We start from the raw sequence: 23,592 nt of genomic DNA, 5'->3' as shown, positions 1-23,592 counted from the left end.
AGCGCGGGGGGCTGGAGGATCACGTTCCAGGAGCGCGGGGGTTCGACGATCACGTTCTGGGAGACAGCCGGATCGCGCTCCAGGACACCGGCGGCAGCGAGGCGGTGAGCGTGCCGTCGGTGGCAACCGCGGCCGATCCCGGTCGGGGCACGACCCGGTCCGGTTCCTCGAGAGTGTTCGTGGCGGTCAGGTCCGGGTCGGAGAGCGTCCAGCTTTCCGCCACTTCGTAAGACCCGCCCAGCAATACGGACAAGTCCACGGATGAGGACTGGTCCCGGTTGACGACGAAGACCGTCACATCCCCGGACCCGGGATCGTGGGTTGCCACCGCGTCGACGACCGGCACGTCCCCGAAGCGGGCGGTCGGGTACACCGGCGACGACACCTCGACCCGCAGCACGTTCCCCTTGGCGAGCCGGGACGTCAGGGCGAACGGATGGAAGGTCGTCTGCCGCCAGGCCGGCCCGCCGGGCTCGGTCCGGATCGGCGCGATCACGTTCACCAGCTGGGCCTGACAGGCGGCGGCGACCCGGTCGGAGTGCCGCAGCAGCGAGATCAGCAGGCCGCCGACCACGACCGCGTCGGCGACGTTGTACGTGTCCTCGATGACCCGGGGCGCGATCGGCCATTCGTCGTACGATCGATCGGCCTCGAACTTGCGGAGGTACCAGACGTTCCATTCGTCGAAGCTGATCTTCAGGCGCTTGGCCGACTTCAGCCGGGCGGCCACGCTGTCCGCGGTCGCGACCACGCTGTCGATGAAGTGGTCCATGTCGACCGCGGAGGCGAGGAAGCTGCCCAGGTCACCGTCGATCACCTCGTAGTAGGCGTGCGCCGAGACGTAGTCGACCTGGTCGTAGGCCAGCTCCAGCACCTCGGACTCCCACGCCCCGAACGTCGGCATCGACGATCCTGAGCTCCCGCAGGCGATCAGCTCCAGGCCGGGCTCGGCGGCCCGGAGCGCCCGTCCCGTCTCGGCGGCCAGCCGCCCGTACTCGTGCGCGGTCTTGTGTCCCGTCTGCCAGGGCCCGTCCATCTCGTTCCCGAGGCAGAACATCCTTATCCCGTACGGCGTATCCGCCCCGTTTTCCCGGCGCTGCTCCGACAGGCGGGTCCCGGACGGGTGGTTCAGGTACTCGTGGACGTCCAGCGCCTCCTGCACACCGCGGGTGCCGAGGTTCAGCGCGTACATCACCTCGACGCCGGCCTTGGCCGCCCAGCGCATGAACTCGTCGATGCCCACCTCGTTCGTCTCGAGGCTGTGCCAGGCGAGATCGCGGCGCACCGGCCGGTCCGCGACCGGGCCGACGCCGTCCTCCCAGCGGTAGCCGGAGACGAAGTTCCCGCCCGGGTAGCGCACCAGCGACACGCCCAGCTCCCGGGTCAGGGCCAGCACGTCCGGCCGGAAGCCGTCGGCGTCGGCGGTCGGATGGGACGGCTCGTAGATGCCGGTGTAGACACAGCGCCCCATGTGCTCGACGAACGAGCCGAACGTGCGGCGCGAGACCGGCGCGACGGTGAAGGCGGGATCGAGGCGGAACGAGGCGTTGAGCACGGAACTCCTCAGTTGAGCAGTACGACCGACCTTACCCATCCACCGCCCGGGAACGTGGGGTCATGCTGGTCGCGAGCGCGTTTGTCGCGGTCTGCACCTGGACCGGGCTGTTCCCGCTCTTCGTCAGGTGAGCACCCATCACACACAGAGTGACGACACCGACGAAAACTGGACCACATAGGACGTGCATCGACGTCGATGGCCGACGGATCGCTAAACTTCGCCGCGTCCCATTCGCACGCTGCTGAGGAGAGCTTGGTGGACGGCACGCCGACGGATCCGGCTGACGTATCTGACCAGCGCACCGCCGCCCAGCGGGCCGCCTCCGAGCGGGCGGCCTCGTTACGCGCTGTGTTCGCGTCCTCGCCCCGCCCCGGGCAGTCGCCGGAGGTCGCGGCCGGACCGTCCACGTTCGGCGGCGGCCGTCGCCCCGGCGATGACCAGCCCGCTGCGGCACGGCCTGCGGCACGGCCGGCGGCCGAGGCGAAAGCGAGAAGACGCCGCTGGCCGGTCCCGGTGCTCGTCCTGGCCATCCTGGCCGGCGGCGCCGCGGCCGCCGTAGCCACCGGCAAGGTCCACATCGCCCGCCCCAACCCCGCGGCGGCCGAGGGCCATGCGCCGGCCACGCCACCCCCGGGCCCGAACCCGGCCGGCTCGACGGTCCCGGCGACGGCCTCAGCCGGAGCCGAAGCCGGCCCGAAGCCGACTGCAACCGGCCGCCCCAACCTCGCCCTCGGCAAGCGCGCCAAGGCATCCAGCCTGGAAGCCGCCGGCTTCCCGGCCGCGGCAGCCGTCGACGGTGACCTCAACACCCGCTGGAGCAGCGCCTTCGCCGACCCGCAATGGTTCCTGGTCGACCTCGGCGCGATCCGTTCGATCCGCACCATCCGGCTGCGGTGGGAGCACGCCTACGCCGTCAGCTACCGCGTGGACATCTCCACCGACCTCAAGGGCTGGACCACCGTCTACCGCACCACCTCCGGCAAAGGCGGCATCCGTGACATCCCGCTCGAGCCGACCGCCGCGCGGTACGTCCGGATGTACGGCACCAAGCGCAACAGCGTCTACGGCTACTCCCTGCAGGAGCTCGAGGTCCGCTGACCGCTAACCGAACTTGCGCGCCTGCTCGAGGTGGTAGAGCGGCCGGTCCAGGCCGGCGGCCGCGCGATGCCACCGCGCCGCGTGCTCACGGCAGGGAAGGCAGGTCACGCTCTCCGGGCGGGCCGAGGTCATCGCGTACGCCACCCGCAGCCCACAACCCGTAGTGACGGACGACGGCGAGTCGGCGATCAGGCCGAACTCCGACGCCAGCATGTTCCGGGTGGCGGCCTGCCGGTTCAGGTTGCGCTCGACGTGGATGTGGGGGCTCATCGCGCACCTCCCGGGCGCAGGCCGTCGAGGATGACGGCGAGGATTCGCTCGCGGGCGGCCGCGTCCTGCCCTGCGTACTCGATCGCCTTGGAAGTGCCCGCAAGCAGACCGATCAGATCGGCCACCCGCAGGTCCTCGCGCACCGCGCCGCTCGCCTGGGCGCCGCGCAGCAGGGCGCCCAGCGCGGCCGTCACCTCGGCGTGCGCCTCGGCCGCGGCCGTCCGCACATCGACGCCGGCCGAGGTCAGCAGGCCGGCCAGCGCGTTCTTGACCTCGCCCTGCTCGGCCGCCTGCCGCAGGAACGACGCCAGCGCAGCACCCGGATCGGGGCCGCCGGCCAGCCGGTTCGCATCCTCGGCGAGCCGGTGCAGCCGCGCCACGAAGACGCCCTGCAGCAGCTCCTCCTTGGTCGGGAAGTGGCGGAACACGGTGCCGATGCCGACGCCGGCGGCACGCGCGATCTCCTCGGTGGACACCGTCGTGCCCCGCTCGACCAGCACGTGCTCGGCGGCCTCGAGGATGCGGGCCCGGTTACGGCGGGCGTCGGCGCGCAAGGTCATGGCGATCCCGGGGTGGTAAACGGAGTGCGTACTCCGTATATTCGGAAGCGGAGTGGCGACTTCTACTTTAGCGGAGGTTCCGATGAGCACACCCCAGCAGGTGTTCGAGCAGCTCACGGCGGGCATCGGCAGCGACGACTGGACAAACCTGCACCTCCTGTACGCCGAGGACGCATCCGTGGAGATTCCCTTCATGATGCCCGAGCCGGTACGCCTGACCGGCCGTTCGCAGATCCGCGACCACTTCGCGCGGCTGGCCGGCCGGATCTCGCTGCGGGCCGAGGACGTGCGCGTCCACGAGACCGCCGATCCCTCGGTCATCGTGGCGGAGTGGAACTACGACGTGCGGGGCGTCAAACTTCCCAACATCCAGGTCCTGCGCGTACGGGACGGGCTGATCGAGGAGACGCGGGACTACCACCATCACGCCGCCATCGCGAAGTTGTTGAGTGGGGTGTAGAAATCCCGGCGCCTCGTTCGTGTAGACGGTGACACGACGAGAGAGGAGCTTCCGATGAAGCAGTATCTGCTCAGCGTCTACCAGCCCGACGGCGACCCGCCGCCCCCGTCCGTCCTCGAGCCGATGATGAAGAACCTCGAGGTGCTGAACGAGGAGCTCCGGGCGGCCGGCGCCTGGGTCTTCGCGGCCGGCCTGCATCCGCCGTCGACCGCGACCGTGATCCGCTCCCGCGACGGCGAGCCGGTGCTGACCGACGGCCCGTTCACCGAGGGCAAGGAGCACCTGGGCGGCTTCACCCTGATCCGGGCCGCCGACCTCGACGAGGCCCTGTCCTGGGGCGGCAAGATGTCGGCGATCCTGGCGCCCCTGGCGATCGAGGTCCGGCCGGTCGTGTGAGCGACATCGAGACCATCTTCCGTACGGAGTACGGCCGCGCGGTCGCGGTCCTGGTCCGCCACTTCGGCGACATCGACCTCGCCGAGGAGGCGGTGCAGGACGCGTTCGCCGCGGCCGTGCGCCGCTGGCCGGCCGAGGGCATCCCGCCGAGCCCGGCCGGCTGGATCATCACGACCGCCCGCAACCGCGCGATCGACCACGTGCGCCGCGAGTCCCGGCGTGCCGCCCGCGAGGCCTCGTCACTCGTACCGGGGGAGTCGCCGCGAGAGGAGGACGACATGCTGCGCCTGATCTTCACCTGCTGCCACCCGGCGCTCGCCCCCGCCTCCCGGGTCGCCCTCACCCTGCGCCTGCTGGGCGGCCTCACCACCGCCGAGATCGCCCGCGCGTTCGTCGTCCCCGAGGCGACCATGGCCCAGCGCATCACCCGGGCGAAGGGCAAGATCCGCGACGCCGGCATCCCGTACCGGATCCCGCGCGACGAGGACCTGCCCGCCCGCCTCGGCGCCGTCCTGGCTGTCCTCTATCTAGTTTTCAACGAGGGCTACGCCGCCTCGGCCGGCGACCACCTCACCCGATCGGACCTGACCGCCGAGGCGATCCGCCTGACCCGCACCCTGCTCACCCTGATGCCCGACGAGCCCGAGGCCCGTGGCCTGCTGGCCCTGATGCTCCTGATCGACTCCCGCCGCCGAGCCCGCACGACCCCGTCCGGCGACGCGATCCTCCTGTCCGACCAGGACCGCTCCCGGTGGAACCGCCACCAGATCGCCGAGGCCCGGTCCCTCCTGCGCGACTGCCAGCGCCGCAACCGCCCCGGCCCGTACCAGCTGCAGGCCGCGATCAACGCCGTCCACGCCGACGCCCCGACCTCCGCCGACACCGACTGGCCGCAGATCCTCCTGCTCTACGACCACCTCTTCGCCCTGACACCCACCCCGACCGTGGCCCTGCACCGCGCCGTGGCGCTGGCCGAGGTCGAAGGCCCCGCCCCCGCCCTGGCCGTCGTCGACGGGCTGCCCGGCCTCGAGTCCCACCACGTGCGCGAGGTGGTCCGCGCCGACCTCCTGCGCCGGCTGGGCCGCGTGGCGGAGGCCGCCGGCGCCTACGCGAAGGCCGCCGCCGGAACCGGAAACACCGCCGAACGACGCTTCCTCGAGGCCCGCGCCGCAGCCCTCGTCCCGGGCTCCGTCTCGGACCCCGATTGCCGCTGATCCCGATCGCCGCTGATCCCGATCGCCGCCGATCCCCGTCGCCGCCGATCCCCGTCGCCATCGATCCCGATCGCCGTCGATCCCGATCGCCGGGCCGCCCCGTTGCGATCGGGGACGCGGCCGCGCACGGGGGTGACGCGGCCGCGCGAATCGGGGACGCGGTCGCGGGCAGGCGGTGGCGGCCACCCACCCACGACAACGCCGATCGATGCGTCCACCTGCGGAGGCATCGAACGCATCAGACACCGAAAGAACCGTCAATGCAACAGCTCTGTCTCATTCCGGCGTCGGGAAACCCGTGATCTGCTAACTGAGAGGGATCGGGCGTAACCGGCCTGAATCGAGACCCATCTAGCCGGGTTGCGCGATTCCGGAGCCGACCGGCCGCCTCATCTCCAGCGTGATCTCGTCGTGCATTTCGATCCCGTAATCGCCCACGAGCGGAATCCCCGGTTTCAGCCGGCGCGACGCGTCCACCCCGCCGCGCGTGACCCCCTCGATCCGCATCCCGCGACGCTGATAGAACCGCAGCGCGTCGATGTTGTCGTTGGTCGTGATCAGCCAGAGCCGGTCGAGCCCCTTCGCCCACGCGAGCTCCGCCGCCGCGTTCAGCAGCGCCGTGCCGACCCCGGCGTGCCGCACCACGGCGTCGATCGAGACCACTTCGAGACCCTCACTTCCGATGTCGTACGTCAGGAGCCCGGCCAGCCGCCCCCGCCGCTCGGCCAGCAGCGCGGGCAGCTCGGCCGCGTCGTAGCGGACCCCGTGCCCGACCACGACCGTCTCGCCCCATGACCGGGTCAGCAGGTCGACGATCCGGGGATGGTCGGCCGGCGTGGCGGCTCGGACGGCGATGGCGTTCATGCCGGTGAGGTTAGGGCAGGAACGGCGCGAAGTAATCGGCCACGAGGCCCGCGATTTCATCGGCCGGAAGAACGCCGTCCACCTCGATAATGCGGACGCCTTCCGCCTCGGCCTTGAGGACGACGTCGGCGGCGATGAGCCGGTCGCGCTCGATCCGGGTGCGGTTCGCCCGCTCCGGATCGCTCACCCGCTGCCCGACCCGCCGGGCCCGGGGGAGGGTCCGCGCCTGGTGCCGGCGCCACTCGTCGGTGGGCACCAGCACCACCATCCGCCGCGGATCGGTCACCCGGGCGACGAGCTCGGGCCGCAGCCCCCACCCGTCGGCGATCACCGTATGCGGCGTGACGATGCCGCGGAGGTCGTCGAGCACCCATTCGAACCGTTCCGGAAAGCCCCGCAGAGCCTGATCGGCCATCTCCGCCGGGCTGCGGCCGATCCAGGCCGCCTCCCCATCCGGTTCGATATCTCCCGGAGCACAGTCGCCCCGGCGCACCCGGCTTGCGAGCCGGCGATCCTCGTGCCCGCGCGAATCGTGGAAGTCGTAGTGATAGTGGATCAGGCCGAACCGGTCGGTGAGCAGCCCCGCGACCGTCGTCTTGCCCGCCCACTGGCCGCCGCCGATCCACAGCGCGCGCCCGATGGTGCCGTCGATCGTCCATCGCATGACATCGACGGTGCTCGTCATCGCGTACAAGATCAAGTATTGTATGCCGGACCCTGGTCTGATGTATTTGTCGTAGGTGGCGAGTAGCTTTCCCGGGCATGGAGGCACAGCTCACGGCCATGCGGGGCGAGCTCGTCGGGTTCGCCTACCGCATGCTCGGTTCACCATTCGAAGCGGAGGACGCCGCGCAGGAGACCTTGCTGCGTGCGTGGAAGCATGCGGGCGACTTCGATCCCGTACGCGGTTCCTTGCGCACGTGGGTCTACCGGATCGCCACCAATGTCTGTCTCGACATGCTCCGTTCCGCCAAGCGCCGCGCCCGCGCCGTCGACTTCGCCTCCACGGCCGCCCCCGGCGGCGATCTGGGCGCCCCGCTGCCCGAGTCGACGTGGGTCCTGCCCATCCTCGACCGCTCGATGGAGCTCGGCCGGTCGAGGGATCGCTCGGCGGCCGACCCCGCCGATGTGGCCGTGAGCCGCGAGAGCGTCCGCCTGGCGTTCGTGGCCGCCCTCCAGCACTTGCCGCCCCGCCAGCGGGCGGTCCTCATCCTGCGCGACGTCCTGTGCTGGCCGGCCGGCGAGGTCGCCACCCTGCTCGAGACGACGGTCCCGTCGGTCACGAGCGCTTTGCAGCGCGCCCGGGCCGCCCTGCGCAGGGCCGACCTGCCACCCCCGAGCCCGCTCTCCGACGCCGCCAAGCGTTCCCTGCTCGAGCGCTACGCCGACGCCTTCGAGCGCGACGACGTAGCGGCTCTGGTCGCCCTCCTGCAGGAGGACGTCATCAACTCGATGCCGCCGTTCACCTGGTGGATCCGCGGCCGCGACACGGTGGCCGCCGTCATGGCCGCGTCCGACGGCTCCTGCCACGGCGCCCGCATGACGTTCGAGTCCGCAAACGGCGGGCTCGCCCTGTGGCAGGAGCGCCCCACCGGCCCCGGCGGCGCGTTCGAGCCGTTCGCCCTGCTGCTGTTCGACTTCGGCGAAACCCTCATCGCCGGCGTGACGACGTTCCTGGGCTTCCGCCCGCCACCCACCGAGACGGAGGCGGCCATGCCCGGCTAGCCCCGAGCGCCGGCCGCGCCGCCGCCCACCGCCCGCACCGCTGCGCGGTGGCCGAGCGTCAGGCGCCGGCTATTTTCTGGTGCGTTCGTCGTACTTCCTGCGGGCGTCGACAACTTCCTCGATGTGCTGCGTCGACCACTCGGTGAGCGCCTTCAGGGGACCGCGCAGGGTCTGGCCGAGCGGCGTCAGCTCGTACTCCACACGGATCGGCGCCTCCGGATACACCATCCGCAGGATCAGCCCGTCGCGTTCGAGCGTGCGCAGCGTCTGGGTGAGCATCTTCTCGCTGATCCCCCCGAGCTGCTGCCGCAGCTGCGTGAACCGACGCGCCCCATGCCGGCCGAGCTCGCCCATCACCAGGACCGCCCATTTGCTGCCGATCTGGTCGAGCACGTCACGCGACGGGCAGCCCCGCGTATACGGGTCCCACGATGGTGTGGACTCGCTCACTTCCCGGACCGTCACCACAAACCTCACCTGGATCCTTTCGCCCGGGTGGGGACCTTACCCGAAAGTTCGCCCTTACCAAAGGAGAGTGACCAGGTCATGGTGGGTTCGCGTCGCGGAAGGCCCGCAGCGGAAAGGGGTAACCGCCATGTCGATCGTCGTCACCGCAGCGTCCGGAAATCTGGGCCGGCTCACCGTCGAAGCGCTGCTGACCCGTGGGGTGCCGGCCTCCGGGATCGTCGCGACCAGCCGTGACATCAGCAGGATCAAGGACTTCGCCGACCGCGGTGTCGAGGTCCGCCGGGCCGACTTCGCGGAGTCCGGCAGCCTCCCCGCAGCCTTCGAGGGCGTGGACAAGCTTCTGCTGATCTCCACCACGACCCCGAGCGAGCGCGTGGCCAACCACCGCCGCGCCATCGACGCCGCGGTGGTGGCGGGCGCGTCGCTGGTCGCGTTCACGAGCATGCTGCACGCCGACACGTCCACCACCAGTCTTTCTCCCACCCACCGGGCCACGGAGGAGTACCTGCGCGAACGCCTCCCCAGCGTGATGCTGCGCAACGGCTGGTACCTGGAGAACTACACCGACCAGCTCCCTCAGGTAATGCGGGGCGGAGCGCTCGTCGGGGCCGCCGGCCAGGGCCGGATCAGCGCTGCGACCCGAGCCGACTACGCCGGCGCCGCCGCGGTCGTGCTGACTACCAAAGGCCACGACGGCAAGGCGTACGAGCTGGGCGGCGATGAGGCCTTCACCCTGACGCAGCTGGCCGCGGCGATCTCGGCCGCGACGGGCAAGCGGATCGGCTACACCGATCTGCCGGTCGACGAGTTCGCCCAGGTGCTGGTCGACGGGGGCGTGCCCGCCGAGCTTGCCCAGGTCCTTGCGGACGCCGACCGCGCCATGAGCCACGACGAAATGTTCACCGACTCCGGCGACTTGCGGCGCCTGATCGGACGGCCGACCACGACCCCGGCGGAAGCGATCGCCGCCGCCGTCCGCTGACCGGGCGGCGCTGCGCCGTCCCGCCTGATGGTGACAACGAAAACGACGGGACCTCAGGCGCCCCGGTATCCCGGGATCTGCCGCCTCTGGGTGGCGCTCGCCACCCAGTGTCCGATGTCGAGCAGCCCGGCCAGGATCACCCAGAACCAGCCCCACCCGGTCAGGCCCACGCCCGGCACGTACAGCACCACATAGATCAGCGTGGCGAACGGCAGGAAGATGATGCCGAGCAGCGGCACGATCCAGCTGTCGAAGGCGGAGTTGACCAGCACCGGGCGCGCCACCCAGATGATGAACAGGGCCAGGCGCGGGAAGACCCCGGCGAACAGCGCGAACAGGCAACCCACGTCGCCACCTCCCGATCTCGGTGGCGTGATCGTCGCGCTCCGGGGACCCCGCCGGCCTCACCCCACCCGGGTGAATCACGCGGGCAACGCCGGTGATCGGTTGGATGTCATCGGCGACCCGTGACATACGGCCCGGATGCGGCTCGGCGCTGAGGGTGAGCATCGGATCATGTCCATGCGTCGGGTGGCGCCCGCGACAGCCCTCTTCTTCATCTCCCCGCTGGTGGCGGAGTTCCTGCTGGGCGACTTCACGCTTGCCCAGCTGCCGTTCCTCGTCCTGCTGGCCCCGGCCTACGGCGGCGCCGCCGTGCTCGTGCGGGAGATCGCCCGGCGCACCGGCCGCGGCTGGCCGACGATGCTGCTGCTCGCGCTCGCGTACGGCGTGATCGAGGAAGGGCTCGAGACGCAGTCGCTGTTCAACCCGCACTATCTCGGCCTGGATCTGCTCGCCCCGGCGTTCGTGCCGGCGCTGGGCATCTCGGTCTCCTGGACGCTGTTCGTCCTGGCCATCCACACCATCTGGAGCATCAGCACGCCGATCGCCCTGGTCGAGGAGTGGACCACCCGGCGCACGACGCCCTGGCTGCGGCTTCCCGGACTGATCGCGGCCGCCGTCCTGATCACGGTCGCCTTCCTGGTGCCGGCGACGCGGGCCGCGGACGCGAGTGGAAAGGCGGCGCCGGCGGCCTGGGTCGTGGGCATCGTCGCGCTGACGGTCGGTGTCGTGCTGATGCTGGTGGATCCGCTTCCGGCCTACGCCGGCGTGGTCATCGTGCCGGCCGCGTTCGCGACGACGATCACGGTGGTGTGGCGGTGGTCGAACCGGCCCGGCTGGGATGGCCGGCATCGGCTCGCGCTGGCCGGGGGCGCGCTTCTGACGTACGTCTGGCACAGCTTCACGATGAACCCGGTGGTGCCCGCCTCGGCCGCGCTTCGTGTGGGCAGCCACGTGGTCTTCGCGCTGGTGGCCGTGGTGCTGCTCGTCCTGGAGGCCCGGCGCGTGCGGGCCCGGGAGACGCGGCCGGAGATGGCCGCGGCGGTGGCATAACCGGTCAACAAAGGGTGACGAGTCCGGGGGTGTGGCCGCGCGGTCACCGTGAGGTCATACGATCTGGCGGTACGCCCGTCCGCGACCACATGGGAGTTCGGGAATGGAGACGCTGGAGTTTCAGGCCGAGGCCCGGCAGCTGCTGCAACTGATGGTCCATTCGATCTATTCGAACAAGGACATCTTCCTGCGTGAGCTGATCTCGAATGCCTCGGACGCGCTGGACAAGTTGCGGCTGGCCACGCTCCAGGACGGGCTCGAGGCCGACACCTCCGACCTCCACATCGAGATCGAGGCTGACAGCGAGGCCCGTACGCTCACCGTCCGCGACAACGGCATCGGCATGACCCACGACGAGGTCGTCGAGCTGATCGGCACGATCGCCAAGTCCGGCACCGCCGAGCTGCTGGCGAAGGTCAAGGAGGCGAGCGAGGCGCGCGAGACGGAGCTGATCGGCCAGTTCGGCGTCGGCTTCTACTCGACGTTCATGGTCGCCGACAAGGTGACCCTGGTGACGCGCAAGGCCGGCACCGAGGGGCACGGCACGAAGTGGGAGTCGGCCGGCGAGGGCACCTACACGATCGACGACGCCCCCGACGCGCCCGTCGGCACCAGCGTGACGGTCCACCTGCGGCCGAAGGACGAGGAGGACGCCCTCTTCGACTACGCCGACCAGTGGAAGATCAAGGAGATCGTCAAGCGGTACTCCGACTTCATCTCGTTCCCGATCCGCATGGGTGACGAGACGCTCAACTCGATGAAGGCCCTCTGGGCGCGCCCGCGCTCGGAGGTCTCCGACGAGGAGTACCACCAGTTCTACAAGCACATCAGCCACGACTGGAGCGATCCGCTCGAGATCATCAACATGCGGGCGGAGGGCACCTTCGAGTACGAGGCGCTGCTGTTCCTGCCGAGCCGGGCGCCCCACGACCTGTTCCAGCGGGACGCGCGCCGCGGTCTTCAGCTGTACGTCAAGCGCGTCTTCATCATGGATGACAGCAAGGAGCTGATCCCCGACTACCTGCGCTTCGTCAAGGGCGTGGTGGACGCGGCCGACCTGTCGCTGAACATCTCCCGCGAGATCCTTCAGCAGGACCGGCACATCCAGATGATCCGCCGGCGTCTCGTGAAGAAGGTCCTCGCCACGATCAAGGACCTTCTCAACAACAACCCGGAGAAGTACGCGACGTTCTGGCGCGAGTTCGGGCGGGCGCTCAAGGAGGGGTTGCTCAACGACCCCGACAACCAGAAGGCGATCCTGGACGTGTCGACGTTCTCGTCCACGGCCGGCGCCGAGCCGACGACCCTCGCCGCCTACGTCGAGCGGATGAAGGAGGGGCAGGAGGAGATCTACTACCTGACCGGCGAGTCCCGGTCGCAGGTGGAAAACTCGCCGCACATGGAGGCGTTCCAGGCCCAGGGCTACGAGGTGCTGATCCTCACCGACCCGGTCGACGAGATCTGGGTCGAGGCCGTGCCCGACTACGACGGCAAGAAGCTGCAGTCGATCGCCCGCGGCACCGTCGACCTGCCGAAGGACGCCGAGGAGCCGGAGCCCGAGGGTGACTTCGCCCCGCTGCTCGGCTTTCTCAAGGAGAAGCTCGACGAGAACGTCAAGGAGGTCCGGCTCTCGCACCGGCTGACCACCTCGGCCGCCTGCCTGGTCAGCGACACCGACGACATCACGCCGACGCTGGAGAAGATGTACCGGGCGATGGGCCAGGAGGGTCCCCGGGTGAAGCGGATCCTCGAGCTCAACCCGAACCACCCCCTGGTCAGCGGCCTGCGCGCGGCTCACGAGCGCTCGGCCGACGACCCGGCGCTGCCCGAGACCGCCGAGCTGCTCTACGGCACCGCCCTGCTGGCCGAGGGCGGCGACCTGGAGGACCCGGCGCGCTTCGCGAAGCTGCTGGCCGACCGCCTCGCGAAGACCGTCTGACCCGTCAGCGCGGAAGGGCCGCGAGCCAGGCTCGCGGCCCGGCGTGCATGACGCGCACCCCGGCAACGCGGATCGCGAACGCAACGCAATCCGACAAATCCGATTTGTCGGAGTAAGGGGTCAGCGAGGGCTGCGGTGGGAGCGGCGCCGAGGACGGCGGCGGGAGGCTGGCCGGGCGGGGGAGATCCGCTTCGAGCAGGGCGACCGCCAGAGCGCCGTGGAAGGCGTCCCCCGCGCCGGCCGTGTCGACGGCCTCGACGGGCGGGACCGGAATCGAACCGGAGCGCGAGCCGCTGAACCAGCGCACCGGGTCCGGTCCGTGGGTGACGATCACGTGCGGTGAGCCGATCGCCGCCGCCAGCGCCTCGTCGGTGGGGGACGCCTCGGCCGGATGGCGGAAGGCGGCCGAAGCGGCCACGACCTCCGCGAGCGGGAGGATCGACGCGAATACCGGCCGCCACGTGCCCGCGTCCACCAGCAGCCGCCGGGCCTGCCGCGCGGCCTCGACGGCCAGCGCGGGGTGGTGGCCGTCGACCAGCGTGAGGTCGGCGGCGGGCAGGGGCGGGACGGAGAGAGCCAGGTCGCCGGCGTTGCGGCTGACGATCGTGCGCTGGCCGGTCCCCTCCAGCACCGTGATCGCCGAGACCGGTGGCGGCGCGTCGGAGCCGGCGGCGGCGTCGATCAGCTCGACGCCGTACCGGGCGAGGTCGGCCCGGATCAGCGCGCCGAGCGGGTGCGCGCCCACGGCCGTGACCAGCGTGACCGAAGCGCCGAGCGCGGCCGCCGTGACCGCCGCGTTGGCCGCCGGTCCGCCGGCCGCGATCTCCACCCCCAGCGCCTGCGCCTTCTCGTCGACGCCGGGAATGTGGGAGACCCGGTAGACGAGGTCGACGGTGACCAGGCCGGCGCAGAGGATGTGGGTCACGTGGCCAGATCGTGGAAGAACGTGCCGATGCCGCGGAACGCGTTCATGAGCCCGTCCCAGAGGCTCTGGGCGATGTCCGCCGCCGGCCCTGGTTGGGTGCCTATGTAGAAGATGAGGAGGATGAGCAGGATCCAGCCGACTACCTTCTTCATGCCGGTCCCCTTCCACGGCCCGGACGTGCCTTACATGATCGTGGCACGCCGGCGCACGTCCTTACCGGACCTTCACCCGCGAGGCGGCATACCGAACAGGTCACAGGCGCTCGTCCAGCACACCTGGCGCAGCCAGTCGTCACCGAGCGAGAGGCGGGCCAGCGACTCCAGCTGGTGCTCGTAGGCGTACGGGATGGTGGGAAGGTCGCTCCCGAGCAGGACCTTGCCGCCCAGGCCGAGTTCGCGCAGCCGAGGCCGCAAGGTCGGAGGGAAGGGCGCCATCGCCTCGAAGAAGTCGGTGAACGCCATGGTCGTGTCGATCCGCACGTTCGGATAACGGAAGGCCAGGTCGAGGAAGGCGGCGTACTCAGGCGCCCCGGCGTGCGCGATGATCAGCGACAGCCGCGGGTGGCGGGCGAGCACCTCGCCGATCGGGCCGGGCCCGGTGAACCCGGCGGCCACCGGGCCGGAACCGGCGTGGATCACGATCGGCGTCCCGGCATCCGCCAGCAGGCCCCAGGTCTCGGCGAGCAGGTCCGAGCGCGGATCGAACCCGCCCACCTGCAGGTGCAGCTTGAAGATCTGGGCGCCGCGATCGAGGGCCGCGCGGGTGTATGCGGCGACACCGGGCTCGGGGAAGAACGTCGCGCTGCGCAGGCAGCCGGGCGTGCGGGCGGCGAAGTCCAGCGTCCATCCGTTCAGCGAGTCGGCCATCTCCGGCTTGTGGGCGTAGGCCAGCGCCGAGAAGTGCCGGACGCCCCATTTCCCGAGCAGGGCGACACGTTCCTCGGCGGGCACCCGGTAGGTGATCGGCCACGGCCGCCCGAGCAGCGGCCCGGCCATGTCGAAGTGCGCCCACACCCGGCGCTCCATCCGCGGCGGCAGGAAGTGGGTGTGCACGTCGAACAGGCCCGGCAGACCGAGTTGCGAGCAGAGCTCCATCACACCGCCATCCTATGTCTTGACAGTCACTCCTAAGTGAGGGTTACTGTCAAAACATGGTTACTTCCACATCACGGTGGTACGCGTTGGGCGCCCTGGCTCTGAGCACGCTGGCCATCGGGCTGGACACGACGATCCTGAGCGTCGCGCTGCCGACGCTCAGCCGGGACCTGCACGCCTCCACCGGCGACCTGCAGTGGTTCACGAACGCCTACCTGCTGGTGCTGGCGGCGACGCTGTTGCCGGCGGGCATGCTCGGTGATCGCTTCGGCCGCAAGAAGCTGCTGCTCGGCGCGCTGATCGTCTTCGGCGCCGCCTCGGCCGCCTGCGCCTGGTCGGCGACCTCCGGCCAGCTGATCGCCGCCCGGGCCGTGCTCGGGCTGGGCGCCGCGGTGCTGATGCCGCTTTCGGGGGCGGTGCTGACCGTGCTCTTCGACGACCGGGAACGGTCGAAGGCGCTGTCGGTCTGGCTCACCGCGAGCGCGCTCGGCATCCCGCTCGGCCCGCTGCTGGGCGGCTGGCTGCTCGACCACTTCTGGTGGGGCTCGGTCTTCCTGATCAACGTGCCGCTGGTGGCGGTGGCGCTGGTCGCGGTCGCGTTCTGGGTACCGGAGTCGCACGGCGACCGCGGTCGCCGCTTCGACCCGCTCGGCGTGGTGCTGTCGGCGGCCGGGCTGGTCGCCCTCACGTACGGGATCATCGAGGCCGGGGAACGCGGCTGGGGTGACGCCCGCTCACTGATCACCGTGGTCGCCGGCGTGGTTCTGCTGGTGATCTTCGTCCTTACCCAGCGAGACCGGAAGCGCAGGCAGCCGCTGGTCGACCTGGCGCTGTTCCGGTCCCGCGCGTTCACCGGCGGCGCCGTGCTCGCCACCGTCGCCAGCTTCGGCATGCTCGGCCTGCTGTTCGCGCTGCCCCAGTTCTTCTCGATCGCCGGTGGGGAGGACGCGTTCGGATCAGGCCTGCGCCTGCTCCCGGTGATCGGCGGCCTGCTGATCGGCGCCCGCGTGGCCGAGAAGGCCGCCGCCCGGATCGGCGCCCGGCCGGTGATCGCCGCCGGTCTCGCGCTGATGACCGCGGCCATGGCGTTCGGCTCGTTCACGACCGTGAGCAGCGGTTACGGCTTCGTCGCCGCCTGGATCACGGTGGCCGGCATCGGGCTCGGCTGCACCCTGCCGCCGTCGATGGACGCGGCGCTGGGCGCGCTGACCGCCGAGCGCAGCGGGGTCGGCAACGGGCTGCTGCAGGCGATGCGGCAGGTCGGCGGCGCGATCGGGGTCGCGGTGCTGGGCACGGTCCTCAACGGCGCCTACCGCGACGACCTGCCGGCGGGTGCGCCGGCCGCGGCGCGGGAGAGCGCGGCGGTCGCGACCCGGCTCGGCGACCCGGTCCTGGCCGGCGCGGCGCGGCACGCGTTCACCCACGGCATGGATGTGTCGCTGCTGGTCGCGGCCGCGGTGGCGGCGACCGGGGCGGTGCTCGCACTGGTGCTGCTGCCGCGCCGGGCCGGCGTCGCGCCGGTGGAGGACGACCGGCTGGTGCTGGCAGAATCGGGCCTATGACGTCGTCGCCGCCCACCGGCTTGCGCGAGCGCAAGAAGGCGAAGACCCGGGCCGCCATCCGCGATCACGCGATGCGCCTGTTCGAGGAGCAGGGGTACGCGGCGACCACCGTCGACCAGATCGCGGAGGCGGCCGAGGTCTCGCAGAGCACGTTCTTCCGCTACTTCCCGACCAAGGAAGACGTGATCCTGACCGACGACTACGACCCGCTGATCGTCGAGGCGATCAAGGCGCAGCCGCCCGGCACCCCGCCGGTCCGGGCGCTGCTCGAGGGCATGCGGGCGGTCTTCCTGTCGCTCGACGAGGACGAGTGGCGCAGTGAGCAGCGCCGCCAGCGGATCTACCAGGCCGTGCCCGAGCTGCGGGTCCGGGCCATGAACCAGACGGTCCTGGCGATCGACATGCTGGCCGGGGCGCTGGCCGAGCGGGACGGCGAGTCCGCCGACGACATGAGGTACCGGGTGATCGCCGGGGCGATGGTGGGTGTGGTGCTGGCCGTCGCGCCGCCGGGCGGCCACTTCGACCTGACCGACTTCGCCCGGGTCGAGGAGGCCCTGCGCGTGCTCGAGGCCAGCCTCACCCTTCGCTGAGCAGGGCGGCGCGGGCCTCGGCCAGGATGCGGTCGGAGATCTCGGCGCCGGCCGTCGCGCGCGCGAGCACCAGCGCGCCGACCAGGGTGGCGACGTCGGTGAGGCTCCCCAGCTCGCGCGCATAGGCCTCGATCCCCTGCGCGTACGCCTCGACGGCGCCCGGCGTGTGCTCGTGCGTGAGGTCCCCTCCGAAGCCGGCCGCCGGGCAACCGTCGCCGGGGGAGTCGCGATGCCCGGGGGCCAGGTACGAGCGGACGAAGCCATCCCGCCCGGCCGCCGCGATCTTGCCGTCGGCCTCCGCGAACGCCTGCCCGACCGCCTCCGCCACCAGCGCCTCCTTGGAGGCGAACTGCTTGTAGAAGCCGCCGTGGGTCAGGCCCGCCTCGCCCATCACGTCGGCCACGCTCACCCCGGCGACGCCCCGCTCGCGGAACAGCCGGGCCGCCGTCTCGACGACCCGCTTGCGGTTCTCCTGCGCCTGCGCCTGCGACACCCGTCCCATGCCGCCACTATAGCGATAGATGGTGTGTGTCATCTATTACCTTGCGTGAGTTAGATGATGCTCGTAATCTAATCCGCATGGACCTCACGAACTCCGTTGCCCTCGTCACCGGCGCCAACCGCGGCCTCGGCCGGCACTTCGCCGCCCAGCTGCTCGAGCGCGGCGCCAAGGTGTACGCCGCCGCCCGCGACCCCGAGACGGTCGACCTGCCCGGCGCGATCCCGCTGCGCCTCGACATCACCGACGCCGACGCCGTCGAGCACGCCGCCAAGATCGCCGCCGACGTCACGCTGCTGATCAACAACGCCGGCACCAGCACCGGCCAGCCGCTGATCGGCGGCGACCCGGGCCTGATCCGGCTCGAGATGGAGACTCACTACTTCGGCACGCTGGCGGTGACCCGCGCGTTCGCACCCGTGATCGAGGCGAACGGCGGCGGCGCGATCCTCAATGTCCTGTCCGTCCTGTCCTGGTGGCACCCGGCCGGCGTCGGCGCCTACAGCGGTGCGAAGGCCGCCGCCTGGGCGCTCAGCAACGCCGTCCGCGACGAGCTCGCCCCGCGCGGCATCACCGTCTCGGCCCTGCACGTGGGCTACATGGACACCGACATGGCGGCGCACGTCCCGGCCGACCAGAAGACCGACCCCGCGATCGTCGCGGCCCTGGCCCTCGACGGTGTCGCCGCCGGGGTGCCGGAGATCCTCGCCGACGACGTGACCCGGGGCGTGAAGGCGGGGCTGTCGGCCGGTCCGCGCTGATCGCGGCGACATGCTTCAATCCCTTGCATGAGGGTCTCCGCCGCCGTCGCCGATCCGCAGAGCCTGCCCGCCCTGCAGTCCCTGCACGACTGGCTGCGCCGTTCGCCCGACGTCGAGGTCAGTGCCGTCGCCAGTCCCGCGCACCAGGGCGCGGCCGAGATCGTCAACATCGTGCTCAGCAACACGATCGCGCTCGGCAGCTTCCTGGTCTCGCTCCGCGCGTGGCTGGCGACACGGCCGGCCAAGCCGCCGATCACCTTCGAGGTCGACGGGGTGAAGATCACGGTCCCGGACGACTCGCCGGAGAGCCTGGCCGCCTTGGAGAAGGCGCTGCGGGCCCTCGATGACCGGTGACGCCCGGCTGCCCGACCCGCGGCGCTCCCGGGCGGTGCTGGTCGGGCCGGCGGCGTACGAGCATCTGAGCCCGTTGCCGGCCGTGCCCAACAACGTCGCCCGGCTGCGCGAGCTGTTCGCCGACGACGGGCTGTGGGGGCTGCCGCCGGAGAACTGCGTGACCCTGACCGACGCCGGGAGCACGGACGAGGTCGAGGAGGCGCTGCTGGCGGCGGCCCGCGAGGCGGCCGACACGCTGATCTTCTACTTCGCCGGGCACGGTCTGCTCGACCTCGACTCGGGCCGGCTGTTCCTGGCGCTGGGCCGGGCCGAGTCGGCGCCGATCGTGCGGGCCATCGACTACGACCGCATCCGCCGGGCCGTCCGGGAGAGCCGCTGCCCGTCCAAGGTGGTCATCCTCGACTGCTGTTACAGCGGGCACGCGACGATGGGCGACTTCGCGGCGCAGACCGTGGTCGAGGGCACCTACCTGCTGACCGCCTGCGGCGAGCTGAGCCTGGCGGTGGCGCCGCCGGGTGCGCGATACACGGCCTTCACCGGCGCGCTCGTACGCCTGCTGGCCGACGGCATCCCGGGTGGGCCCGAGCTGCTCGGCACCGAGGACGTCTACTGGCGGCTGCGGGAGGACCTGCAGGGCGCCGGCCACCCACTGCCCGTCCAGCGGTCCGGCAACCGCGGCCACCGGATCGTCCTGGCCCGCAACCGGGCCCTCGTTCCCGCGGTCGACCGCACCGCCTCTCCCGCGGTTACTTCTTCTCCCGCGGTCATCTCCGCTCCCTCCGGCGACCCCGCGGCGGCGGCCCGGATCGCCGCCGCTGCGCCCACCCCCTGGCTCGCGCCGGCCGCGGTGCTCGGCCGGGTGCGGGAGTTGCGCGAGGCCGGTGGCGAGCGGGCGGCCGATGCCCTGCTCGACGCCGTCGGCGCCGGCCGCGCCCCGCAGGAGGTGGTCGGCATCGTCGAGGCCCTCGACGCCGGCGGTGCAACGGCCGATGCCGACCGGGTGCTGGCCGCCGCCGCCGGCCGGCCCGCCGCCGAGATCGCCGCCCTGTTCGGCATCCTCACCCGGCTCCGCCGGCGCCCGGTGCTGAAGCGGGCCCGCCGGGCCGTGGCCGCCCGCGAGCCGGTGCCGGTCGCCGCCCTGCTCACACCGGACCAGCGCGACCCGCTGCTCGACGCCGCGGTCGACGCCCGGTTCGGCCGCCCCGAGGCGATGGTCGCCCTGATCGCCGCGATCTCCACCACCCGCGCCCTGAACGGCGGCGTCCTCGACGCGCTGCTCGAACGCACGGCCGGCCGCATCCCGCCCGCCGACGCGGCCGCGCTCGGCGACGTGCTGCGCGACGCCGGCCGCGAGGAGGCCGCGTTCCGCGTGTACCAGCCGGCCGAGGAGGTGCTGGCCGCCCGCCCGGCCGCCGACGTGGTGGCGCTGGCCGTGGCCCTGGACGAGGCCGGGCACCACGACCAGTCCGGCCGGCTGATCGCGCGGGCCGTCGCCGCCTGCCACGACGCCGCCGGTTTCCTCGCCCTGCTGCGGGCGGCCACGTCCCAGCCCGTCACGGGCAACGCGCATTCCCGGCCGCCCGCCGCGGGCAACGGGCGTTCCCGGCCGCCCGCCGCGGGCAACGGGCGTTCCCGGCCGCCCGCCGCGGGCAACGGGCGTTCCCGGCCGCCCGCCGCGGGCAACGGGCCTTCCCAGCCACCCGGAGCGGGCAACGCGCGTTCGCAGCCACCCGGCGCGGTCGGCGTGATCGTCGCCGGGGCAGCCGCCACGCTTCCCGCCGACGCACTGCTCGGGCTCGCCACCGACCTGTGGCGGGCCGGGCGCGACGGCGAGGCGGGCGACCTGCTCGCGACCGCGGCGTCGGTGCGGCCCGTCGGCGAGACGATCGGGACGCTGCGGGCCCTCGCCGACGCCGGGCGCCCGCTCGACATCCGCCGGGTCGTCGAGGCCGCCGCCGGGCGAGGGCCGGACGAGGTCGCCGAGCTCGTCGCCCACCTCGCCGACACCGGCCTGGACTCGGTCGAGCCCCTGCTCGACGCGGTGCTGACGGACTGGTCCAAGGCCGGCCAGGTCCTGGTCCGCGTCGACCGGCCGGAGACCGTGCGCTACCTCGCCCGCCGGCTCGCCCAGTCGCCGCCGCAGGCGATCCTGGTGGCGATGCTCGAGTCGGTGCGTGCGGGCCGGCGGGAGGGCAGCCGCATGCTGGCCGAGCTGCTCACCCGGCCGGCCACCCTGCCGGCGGCCGACCCGGTCGAGCGCGCGCGGCTGGCCATCGACGTGCTCGTGGGCTCGCGCCAGCCGGGCATGTGCGAGGTCATCGGCCGCTCGGTCCACCCGGCCGAACTGGCCGATCAGCTCCTGGCCGAGGCGCCCGGCATCCTCACCACGGTCCTCGGCCTGCTGCACGAGCACCGGCAGGGCCGTCACGTCGACGCCGTGCTCGACCGGATGACGATCCGGCCCGGCGACGGCCTCGGCTGGATCCGGCTGCTCGCCTCGGTGCCGCCCCCGCCGGCCGCGGACGGGTCGCGGCCGCCCGCCGGGGCCGGGTCGCGGCCGCCCGCCGCGGACGGGGTCCGGGCATCCGCCGGGGGCGGGTCGCGGCCGCCCGACCTCGTCGACGCGTACCTGCGGCTGTTCTTGCGCCGGCACCCGCCGGCTGCGGTCGCGGAGCTGGTGCGCGACCTGAACGACAACGGGCTCGCCCCGATCGCCGGCCGGGTGATCCGCGACGTGCGCCTCGATCGGGCCGGCCACGCGCGGCGGGCGGAGGTCGCCCGGGCGCTGGCCGGGTCGCCGCGCACGGCCGCGCTCTGGAACTTCTGGTCGGCCGACCCGACCGAGCTGGCGGCGGCGGCCGCGATCGACGAGCTGCACCGCCGGCTGGGCGAGCGGGAGCTGACCGGCCTGTCGCTGCTCGAGATCGACGGCTGGCGCCAGGAGCTGACGCTGGGCCCGAACGAGTGGCCACTGTGGTACCTGATGATCCCGGCCGGCATGGAGAGCGCGACGATCGGGTTCAGCGACACCGGCCTGCACGTCAAAGCGCGGCCGGCGGGGTACATGGGTGCGGCGCCGGAGATCGTCATCGCGTACGTGCAAATGTTCGATCTTCGCTTCCGCGCCGAGCGGACGGTGATCGAGCTGCGCCGGCAACCGCCGCCCGGGTACGCGGGGCGGCCGCAGATCTTCCACTGGCCGGTGAACGCCGCCATCCTCGGGCGCAAGCGGGTCGAGGTGCTGGTCACCCTGCTCAACCAGGTGGCCGACGCGGTGCGGCAGGGACTGGCGCCGCTCAGTGGCGGCCGACCAGGGCCAGGCGAGCCGCACGTTCGGCCCGCAGCACCCGCTCCGTAGCGTCGGGAGCCAGCCCGGGCTCGCCACTGGCCACCGCGTACGCCTCCCGCAGCTGAAGGAGCAGCCCCGCGAGCCGGCGTGCCTCACCGTGCCCCCGCCGCAGCTCCGCCGTCGCCGCCGCCACCTCGTTGATCGCGCCGTCCAGGTGGCGCGCGGCCGCCCGGTTGCGCACCAGGGCGGCGGCGGCCAGCCCGAGCCCGCAGCCGAGCAGGGTCTGCACCAGGCGATCGCCGATCAGAGCGGCCGGCGGCGTCGGGTGGCCGAGCTCGCCCACCAGCAGCGCCAGCGGGGTGATCGCCAGCATCGCGAGCCCGTAGTTGCGCACCACCAGCAGCTCGGCGGCGACCTGGGCGATCACGATCGCGACGACCAGCGTCCATTGATCGCCGGGCAGGGCCACCGCGGCGCCGGCCAGGAACAGGCCGATCGTGGTGCCGGCGGCGCGCTGCATCGCCTTCTGCAGGGACAGGCGCAGCGAGTCGGCCTGCAGGACGGCCACCGCCGACACCGCCGCCCAGTAGGGGTGACCCAGTCCGGTGCCGTGGACCAGCGCTCCGGCGGCGGCCCCGGCGGCCAGGGCGCCGGCCGCCACCCGGGCGGCGGCCGGCCAGAGCGGTCCGGGGCGGCGGGTCGCCGGCTCCGACAGCAGCAGGGTGGCCAGGCGGCGGCCGAGCACCTCGGCGTCCTCGCCGCCGTCCGCGGGTGGGACGGGCGCGGGTCCCCGGCGGGCGGCGGCGCCGGCCAGCCGGCGCAACTGGGCGGCCGCCTCGGGATCGTGGCCGTGCAGGCCGCTGAGCTCGGTCTCGGCGTGGGCGACCAGCAGCGCCTCGGCGTGCCGGTCGGGCGGGACGGCCCGCCATGCCTTCTCGACGGCCAGCGCCGCCTGGTAGCGGGCCTGGATGCCGGGCGGTCCGTCCGGCGAGTCCACGAGGGCGGCCGAGGCCCGCAGCGCCCGGCTCACGGCCAATCTCATCGGAGCGTCGCGGTCCACGAGCACGCCCGACATCGAGATCAGCCAGGCGAGGGCGGCGGCCGCGGCGACCAGGCCGATGTTCCGCCCGAGGTCGGGGGCGGGGATCGCCGCGGTGACGGCGGCGGCGAAGGCGAACATCAGGCCGCCGGGCGGCCCGACCCGGAAGCGGCCGCACAGCAGCGTGGCCACGCCGCCGACGGCCGCGACGGCGGCGACCGCGGTGACCTCGTGTCCGCCGGCCAGCGTGCCGATGCCGACGCAGGCGATCAGGCCCGCCCCGGCCGCGGCCATGACCCGGGCCCGGCGGCGGTAGGGCTCGTCCCGGGCGTAGAGGGCGGTGAACGCGCCGAACGTGGCGACCCCGGCCGAGGACGGCCGGCCCACGGCCACCAGCAGCACCAGCGGGACGGCCACCGCCAGCCCGGCGCGCAGCGCGAACGCCCACGCCGCGTCGGGCCGGCGAACCAGGCTCGCGGCGCGTACCTCCCGCTCGATCGACCTGCGCATTTGTCCCTTTTACCCGGTCGAGATTGAAAGCCACGTACGA

At 72.5% G+C, this 23,592-nt stretch carries 25 protein-coding genes; 13 read left to right on the top strand and 12 right to left on the bottom strand.

Annotation, left to right across the window (positions count from 1 at the left end; genetic code table 11):
- Nucleotides 1-49: 49 nt before the first annotated feature.
- Complete coding sequence (locus ACQP2F_RS30690; RefSeq protein ID WP_433293468.1) at nt 50-1,555, bottom strand: alpha-N-arabinofuranosidase; 1,506 nt, start codon at nt 1,553-1,555, stop codon at nt 50-52.
- A 258-nt stretch (nt 1,556-1,813) separates the two neighbouring features.
- Between ACQP2F_RS30690 and ACQP2F_RS30685 the strand changes: the two genes are divergently transcribed.
- Nucleotides 1,814-2,656: a discoidin domain-containing protein gene (locus ACQP2F_RS30685; protein WP_433293466.1), complete on the top strand. Its 843-nt coding sequence runs from the start codon at nt 1,814-1,816 to the stop codon at nt 2,654-2,656.
- 3 nt (nt 2,657-2,659) lie between these two features.
- Here ACQP2F_RS30685 and ACQP2F_RS30680 read toward each other — a convergent pair whose 3' ends face one another.
- Nucleotides 2,660-2,926, bottom strand: a complete 267-nt coding sequence (locus ACQP2F_RS30680; protein ID WP_433293463.1) for a hypothetical protein — start codon at nt 2,924-2,926, stop codon at nt 2,660-2,662.
- On the bottom strand, nt 2,923-3,486 hold the full coding sequence (locus ACQP2F_RS30675; RefSeq protein ID WP_433293461.1) for a TetR/AcrR family transcriptional regulator: 564 nt from the start codon (nt 3,484-3,486) through the stop codon (nt 2,923-2,925). The genes ACQP2F_RS30680 and ACQP2F_RS30675 overlap by 4 nt, the downstream gene beginning before the upstream one ends.
- Nucleotides 3,487-3,568: 82 nt before the next feature.
- On the opposite strand from ACQP2F_RS30675, the gene ACQP2F_RS30670 reads away from it, so the two are divergent.
- The 3 genes from ACQP2F_RS30670 to ACQP2F_RS30660 are packed head-to-tail and all read left to right on the top strand — an operon-like array spanning nt 3,569 to nt 5,556.
- On the top strand, nt 3,569-3,946 hold the full coding sequence (locus tag ACQP2F_RS30670) for a nuclear transport factor 2 family protein (RefSeq protein WP_433293459.1): 378 nt from the start codon (nt 3,569-3,571) through the stop codon (nt 3,944-3,946).
- Between the two features lie 54 nt (nt 3,947-4,000).
- Nucleotides 4,001-4,342: a YciI family protein gene (locus ACQP2F_RS30665; protein WP_433293456.1), complete on the top strand. Its 342-nt coding sequence runs from the start codon at nt 4,001-4,003 to the stop codon at nt 4,340-4,342.
- Entirely contained in the window at nt 4,339-5,556 is a 1,218-nt protein-coding gene (locus ACQP2F_RS30660; RefSeq protein ID WP_433293454.1) for an RNA polymerase sigma factor, read from the top strand. The genes ACQP2F_RS30665 and ACQP2F_RS30660 overlap by 4 nt, the downstream gene beginning before the upstream one ends.
- 351 nt (nt 5,557-5,907) lie before the next feature.
- Here ACQP2F_RS30660 and ACQP2F_RS30655 read toward each other — a convergent pair whose 3' ends face one another.
- A complete protein-coding gene (locus ACQP2F_RS30655; RefSeq protein WP_433293452.1) occupies nt 5,908-6,420 on the bottom strand; it encodes an N-acetyltransferase family protein in 513 nt (170 codons plus the stop codon).
- A 10-nt stretch (nt 6,421-6,430) separates the two neighbouring features.
- A complete protein-coding gene (locus ACQP2F_RS30650; protein ID WP_433293450.1) occupies nt 6,431-7,105 on the bottom strand; it encodes a hypothetical protein in 675 nt (224 codons plus the stop codon).
- Between the two features lie 77 nt (nt 7,106-7,182).
- Between ACQP2F_RS30650 and ACQP2F_RS30645 the strand changes: the two genes are divergently transcribed.
- Complete coding sequence (locus tag ACQP2F_RS30645; protein ID WP_433293447.1) at nt 7,183-8,145, top strand: RNA polymerase subunit sigma-70; 963 nt, start codon at nt 7,183-7,185, stop codon at nt 8,143-8,145.
- A gap of 69 nt (nt 8,146-8,214) precedes the next feature.
- Here the strand turns inward: ACQP2F_RS30645 and ACQP2F_RS30640 are convergent, their stop codons facing one another.
- Complete coding sequence (locus ACQP2F_RS30640) at nt 8,215-8,622, bottom strand: winged helix-turn-helix transcriptional regulator (protein WP_433293444.1); 408 nt, start codon at nt 8,620-8,622, stop codon at nt 8,215-8,217.
- Between the two features lie 118 nt (nt 8,623-8,740).
- Between ACQP2F_RS30640 and ACQP2F_RS30635 the strand changes: the two genes are divergently transcribed.
- Nucleotides 8,741-9,595, top strand: a complete 855-nt coding sequence (locus ACQP2F_RS30635; RefSeq protein ID WP_433293442.1) for an SDR family oxidoreductase — start codon at nt 8,741-8,743, stop codon at nt 9,593-9,595.
- 53 nt (nt 9,596-9,648) lie between these two features.
- Here ACQP2F_RS30635 and ACQP2F_RS30630 read toward each other — a convergent pair whose 3' ends face one another.
- Nucleotides 9,649-9,942 (bottom strand): hypothetical protein, encoded by a 294-nt coding sequence (locus ACQP2F_RS30630; protein ID WP_433293440.1) that lies wholly within the window; start codon nt 9,940-9,942, stop codon nt 9,649-9,651.
- A 169-nt stretch (nt 9,943-10,111) separates the two neighbouring features.
- Here ACQP2F_RS30630 and ACQP2F_RS30625 point away from each other — a divergent pair, with 169 nt between their 5' ends.
- Together ACQP2F_RS30625 and htpG are read left to right on the top strand one after the other, a co-directional pair.
- Complete coding sequence (locus ACQP2F_RS30625; RefSeq protein ID WP_433293438.1) at nt 10,112-10,990, top strand: hypothetical protein; 879 nt, start codon at nt 10,112-10,114, stop codon at nt 10,988-10,990.
- 103 nt (nt 10,991-11,093) lie between these two features.
- Nucleotides 11,094-12,929, top strand: coding sequence for a molecular chaperone HtpG (gene htpG, locus ACQP2F_RS30620; RefSeq protein WP_433293436.1), 1,836 nt, complete (start codon nt 11,094-11,096; stop codon nt 12,927-12,929).
- A 4-nt stretch (nt 12,930-12,933) separates the two neighbouring features.
- Here the strand turns inward: htpG and ACQP2F_RS30615 are convergent, their stop codons facing one another.
- The 3 genes from ACQP2F_RS30615 to ACQP2F_RS30605 all read right to left on the bottom strand — a co-directional run bounded on the left by ACQP2F_RS30615 (nt 12,934) and on the right by ACQP2F_RS30605 (nt 14,948).
- Nucleotides 12,934-13,854: a PfkB family carbohydrate kinase gene (locus ACQP2F_RS30615; RefSeq protein WP_433293434.1), complete on the bottom strand. Its 921-nt coding sequence runs from the start codon at nt 13,852-13,854 to the stop codon at nt 12,934-12,936.
- On the bottom strand, nt 13,851-14,006 hold the full coding sequence (locus ACQP2F_RS30610; RefSeq protein ID WP_433293432.1) for a hypothetical protein: 156 nt from the start codon (nt 14,004-14,006) through the stop codon (nt 13,851-13,853). The genes ACQP2F_RS30615 and ACQP2F_RS30610 overlap by 4 nt, the downstream gene beginning before the upstream one ends.
- A gap of 72 nt (nt 14,007-14,078) precedes the next feature.
- Entirely contained in the window at nt 14,079-14,948 is an 870-nt protein-coding gene (locus tag ACQP2F_RS30605; RefSeq protein WP_433307665.1) for an amidohydrolase family protein, read from the bottom strand.
- A gap of 56 nt (nt 14,949-15,004) precedes the next feature.
- Here ACQP2F_RS30605 and ACQP2F_RS30600 point away from each other — a divergent pair, with 56 nt between their 5' ends.
- Entirely contained in the window at nt 15,005-16,510 is a 1,506-nt protein-coding gene (locus ACQP2F_RS30600; protein ID WP_433293430.1) for an MFS transporter, read from the top strand.
- Nucleotides 16,507-17,100 (top strand): TetR family transcriptional regulator, encoded by a 594-nt coding sequence (locus tag ACQP2F_RS30595; protein ID WP_433293428.1) that lies wholly within the window; start codon nt 16,507-16,509, stop codon nt 17,098-17,100. Before ACQP2F_RS30600 ends, ACQP2F_RS30595 begins: the two co-directional genes overlap by 4 nt.
- Here ACQP2F_RS30595 and ACQP2F_RS30590 read toward each other — a convergent pair.
- Nucleotides 17,087-17,602 carry a TetR/AcrR family transcriptional regulator gene (locus ACQP2F_RS30590; protein ID WP_433293426.1) on the bottom strand — a complete coding sequence of 172 codons (516 nt, stop codon included), beginning with the start codon at nt 17,600-17,602 and terminating at the stop codon, nt 17,087-17,089. The genes ACQP2F_RS30595 and ACQP2F_RS30590 overlap by 14 nt on opposite strands.
- A gap of 77 nt (nt 17,603-17,679) precedes the next feature.
- Here ACQP2F_RS30590 and ACQP2F_RS30585 point away from each other — a divergent pair, with 77 nt between their 5' ends.
- The 3 genes from ACQP2F_RS30585 to ACQP2F_RS30575 are packed head-to-tail and all read left to right on the top strand — an operon-like array spanning nt 17,680 to nt 22,072.
- Nucleotides 17,680-18,360 carry an SDR family oxidoreductase gene (locus ACQP2F_RS30585; RefSeq protein ID WP_433293424.1) on the top strand — a complete coding sequence of 227 codons (681 nt, stop codon included), beginning with the start codon at nt 17,680-17,682 and terminating at the stop codon, nt 18,358-18,360.
- A gap of 27 nt (nt 18,361-18,387) precedes the next feature.
- A complete protein-coding gene (locus ACQP2F_RS30580; protein ID WP_433293422.1) occupies nt 18,388-18,714 on the top strand; it encodes an effector-associated constant component EACC1 in 327 nt (108 codons plus the stop codon).
- Nucleotides 18,704-22,072, top strand: coding sequence for a caspase, EACC1-associated type (locus ACQP2F_RS30575; protein ID WP_433293420.1), 3,369 nt, complete (start codon nt 18,704-18,706; stop codon nt 22,070-22,072). The genes ACQP2F_RS30580 and ACQP2F_RS30575 overlap by 11 nt, the downstream gene beginning before the upstream one ends.
- Here the strand turns inward: ACQP2F_RS30575 and ACQP2F_RS30570 are convergent.
- Nucleotides 22,011-23,552 carry an FUSC family protein gene (locus ACQP2F_RS30570; protein WP_433293418.1) on the bottom strand — a complete coding sequence of 514 codons (1,542 nt, stop codon included), beginning with the start codon at nt 23,550-23,552 and terminating at the stop codon, nt 22,011-22,013. The genes ACQP2F_RS30575 and ACQP2F_RS30570 overlap by 62 nt on opposite strands.
- Nucleotides 23,553-23,592 lie beyond the last annotated feature (40 nt).

The organism is Actinoplanes sp. CA-030573, from assembly GCF_050951115.1.
In the GTDB taxonomy this organism is placed as follows: domain Bacteria; phylum Actinomycetota; class Actinomycetes; order Mycobacteriales; family Micromonosporaceae; genus Actinoplanes.
Note: the sequence above shows the minus strand (reverse complement) of the source record. Positions and strands in the feature narration are given on the sequence as shown.

Coding starts and splice junctions, on each gene's coding strand:
- ACQP2F_RS30645 (WP_433293447.1), top strand. CDS start 7,183: ATGGAGGCACAGCTCACGGCCATGCGGGGCGAGCTCGTCGGGTTCGCC.
- ACQP2F_RS30580 (WP_433293422.1), top strand. CDS start 18,388: ATGAGGGTCTCCGCCGCCGTCGCCGATCCGCAGAGCCTGCCCGCCCTG.
- ACQP2F_RS30650 (WP_433293450.1), bottom strand. CDS start 7,105: ATGACGAGCACCGTCGATGTCATGCGATGGACGATCGACGGCACCATC.
- ACQP2F_RS30655 (WP_433293452.1), bottom strand. CDS start 6,420: ATGAACGCCATCGCCGTCCGAGCCGCCACGCCGGCCGACCATCCCCGG.
- ACQP2F_RS30595 (WP_433293428.1), top strand. CDS start 16,507: ATGACGTCGTCGCCGCCCACCGGCTTGCGCGAGCGCAAGAAGGCGAAG.
- ACQP2F_RS30625 (WP_433293438.1), top strand. CDS start 10,112: ATGTCCATGCGTCGGGTGGCGCCCGCGACAGCCCTCTTCTTCATCTCC.
- ACQP2F_RS30585 (WP_433293424.1), top strand. CDS start 17,680: ATGGACCTCACGAACTCCGTTGCCCTCGTCACCGGCGCCAACCGCGGC.
- ACQP2F_RS30665 (WP_433293456.1), top strand. CDS start 4,001: ATGAAGCAGTATCTGCTCAGCGTCTACCAGCCCGACGGCGACCCGCCG.
- ACQP2F_RS30680 (WP_433293463.1), bottom strand. CDS start 2,926: ATGAGCCCCCACATCCACGTCGAGCGCAACCTGAACCGGCAGGCCGCC.
- ACQP2F_RS30590 (WP_433293426.1), bottom strand. CDS start 17,602: ATGGGACGGGTGTCGCAGGCGCAGGCGCAGGAGAACCGCAAGCGGGTC.
- ACQP2F_RS30675 (WP_433293461.1), bottom strand. CDS start 3,486: ATGACCTTGCGCGCCGACGCCCGCCGTAACCGGGCCCGCATCCTCGAG.
- ACQP2F_RS30600 (WP_433293430.1), top strand. CDS start 15,005: ATGGTTACTTCCACATCACGGTGGTACGCGTTGGGCGCCCTGGCTCTG.
- ACQP2F_RS30570 (WP_433293418.1), bottom strand. CDS start 23,552: ATGCGCAGGTCGATCGAGCGGGAGGTACGCGCCGCGAGCCTGGTTCGC.
- ACQP2F_RS30575 (WP_433293420.1), top strand. CDS start 18,704: ATGACCGGTGACGCCCGGCTGCCCGACCCGCGGCGCTCCCGGGCGGTG.
- ACQP2F_RS30605 (WP_433307665.1), bottom strand. CDS start 14,948: ATGGAGCTCTGCTCGCAACTCGGTCTGCCGGGCCTGTTCGACGTGCAC.
- ACQP2F_RS30670 (WP_433293459.1), top strand. CDS start 3,569: ATGAGCACACCCCAGCAGGTGTTCGAGCAGCTCACGGCGGGCATCGGC.
- ACQP2F_RS30635 (WP_433293442.1), top strand. CDS start 8,741: ATGTCGATCGTCGTCACCGCAGCGTCCGGAAATCTGGGCCGGCTCACC.
- htpG (WP_433293436.1), top strand. CDS start 11,094: ATGGAGACGCTGGAGTTTCAGGCCGAGGCCCGGCAGCTGCTGCAACTG.
- ACQP2F_RS30610 (WP_433293432.1), bottom strand. CDS start 14,006: ATGAAGAAGGTAGTCGGCTGGATCCTGCTCATCCTCCTCATCTTCTAC.